The sequence below is a fragment of the Gordonia sp. IITR100 genome, from assembly GCF_002009645.1.
Lineage (GTDB): Bacteria > Actinomycetota > Actinomycetes > Mycobacteriales > Mycobacteriaceae > Gordonia > Gordonia hongkongensis.
Window position 1 is genome coordinate 1 of the sequence record NZ_MVKV01000043.1, and the last position, 1,697, is coordinate 1,697.

Sequence of the window (1,697 nt, forward strand, 5' to 3'; positions counted from 1 at the left end):
AGCCTGGATATTTCACTGATGTTGCTGGTGTTCGGCGTGTGATACGCGAAAGTGCCTGTCTGCCTTGTGATTATTGATTCACCACAAACAAATAGTCACAAGAAGAAAGGCACCTCGCAGGTGAAGAATAACGTGTATCCCGAGTTGATGGTGGACCCCACGCGCACTGAGTCGGTGCTGACAACCTCGGGCGGGGTGTTGCTGACGAAAACCGTGCAGGTCTCGGGCCTGGGAGCCGAGCTGACCGCGGCGATGGCGCCGTGGCGGACCGCGGCGACGGTCCATGATCCGGCCAAGATCGTGCTGGATCTGGCGCTCACCTTGGCGACCGGTGGTGACTGTGTGGCCGATGTGGCCACAGTCCGGGCTCAGCCACAGTTGTACGGGCAGGTGGCCTCTGATCCGACGATTTCGCGGGTGATCAGCCGGCTGGCTACCGATGTCGAGGCGGTCAGTACCGCGATCAGCGCGGCTCGCGCCGCGGCGCGGGAACGGGTGTGGAGCATTGCCCGCCCGTTGGAGGGCACTGCGGGCAGCATCGATGGCGGGCTGGTGATCGTTGATCTCGATGCCACGACCGTGACCGCAGGATCGGCCAAAGAACAGGCCCAGACAACGTATAAGCGGGTGTTCGGGCATTCCCCGATGTGTTCGTTCGTCGACCACGGCGCCTTCGGCACCGGGGAAACACTGAACCTGGACCTGCGGCGTGGAGGTGCCTCACCCAAAGGTGCGGACATGCACATCGCGGCCCTCGAGGCGGCGTTGGCCCAGCTGCCCGCCGCTGAACGCGCCCAGGTGCTCATACGTACCGATTCGGCCGGGTGTGCCAAAAAGTTCCTGGCCCACCTGACCGAGCAGAATCTGCAGTACTCGGTCGGGTTCACCATCTCCGAGCTGGTCAAAGACGCATTGGACGTGCTGCCTGAGGCTGCCTGGGTGACCGCGATCAACACCGACGACGCAGATCCACGAGCTGATGCCCAGGTCGCCGAAATCACCGACCACATGCCGCGCTCGGTCCGTGACACCGAAACCGCCTACCAGCCCTGGCCACCCGGGATGCGGCTGATCGCGCGCCGCGAATATCCTCACAACGGAGCCCAACACCTCATCACCGACATCGAGGGCCGCCGCTACACCGTGTTCGCCACCAACACCCGCGGCCGCGGCTGGACACTGCCGATCCTGGAACTGCGTCACCGTCAACGTGCCCGCGCCGAAGACCGTATCCGCTGCCTCAAAGACACCGGCATGGCCAACCTACCGTTCGACTCATTCGCCAAAAACCAACTGTGGCTCGATATCGTCGCCCTGGCCTCCGACCTCATTGCCTGGACTCAAACCCTCGGCTACCACCGCCACGACCCCATCCGCCGCTGGGAACCCAAACGCTTGCGCCACCGCCTGTTCACCGTCGGCGGCAAGATCATCACCCACGCCCGCACCACCACCCTGCGACTACCCACCGACTGGCCCTACAACCACCACATACGCCACGGCTGGCAACGCCTCACCGCCTAACCAGCCCCTCGGTCACCGCGCCCCGTCACCGCCGCCCACCCCACCTCAGAACCCGAACAACCAGCGAACCCAACGCTGGCGATCCACCCTGCCCACACACCAGCACCAACCATCAAAAGGCGACACCGACAACCGATCGGCGAAACCCTACCCACCCGTGAAAGATTCAGGCT

Annotated in this window: 1 protein-coding gene; it reads left to right on the top strand. The window is 63.8% G+C overall.

Annotation, left to right across the window (positions count from 1 at the left end; genetic code table 11):
* The first annotated feature begins 147 nt into the window (after nucleotides 1–147).
* Complete coding sequence (locus B1818_RS23785) at nucleotides 148–1,524, top strand: IS1380 family transposase (RefSeq protein ID WP_368275856.1); 1,377 nt, start codon at nucleotides 148–150, stop codon at nucleotides 1,522–1,524.
* Nucleotides 1,525–1,697 lie beyond the last annotated feature (173 nt).